The organism is Halomonas marinisediminis, from assembly GCF_004347715.1.
Classification (GTDB): domain Bacteria; phylum Pseudomonadota; class Gammaproteobacteria; order Pseudomonadales; family Halomonadaceae; genus Halomonas; species Halomonas icarae.
Genome location: NZ_SLTR01000324.1, coordinates 1 through 287 on the forward strand (window position 1 = coordinate 1; position 287 = coordinate 287).

1 protein-coding gene is annotated in these 287 nt (G+C 71.8%); it reads right to left on the minus strand.

The genetic code is table 11. The features are described from left to right. Positions 1-49: 49 nt before the first annotated feature. A partial coding sequence (locus E0702_RS16860) for an aminoglycoside adenylyltransferase domain-containing protein (protein WP_132045711.1) occupies positions 50-287 on the minus strand: 238 nt, incomplete at its 5' end.

Sequence of the window (287 nt, forward strand, 5' to 3'; positions counted from 1 at the left end):
GGCCGTGATCGAGTTCGCGACGTCCCCGGTCCGGTCCGGGCAGAACGTCTCAGCCGCCCGCGCCGAGCCGCACGCAGATGCGGGCGAGGTCGAGCGAACGCTCCAGGTCCTCGCGGCTCCACGTCCTTGTGGCGTCCGCACCTCTGCGGGCGTCGAGCACCTGCGTGAGGTGCGGCCGGAACTCCGCAGACCTGTCGGCGGCCAGCTCGCCGCCCTCCGACTTGGAGACGATGCGCCCGGTGAGGACCGTCACCAGCAGACGAGCAGGTCCCAGGGACATCCACTCG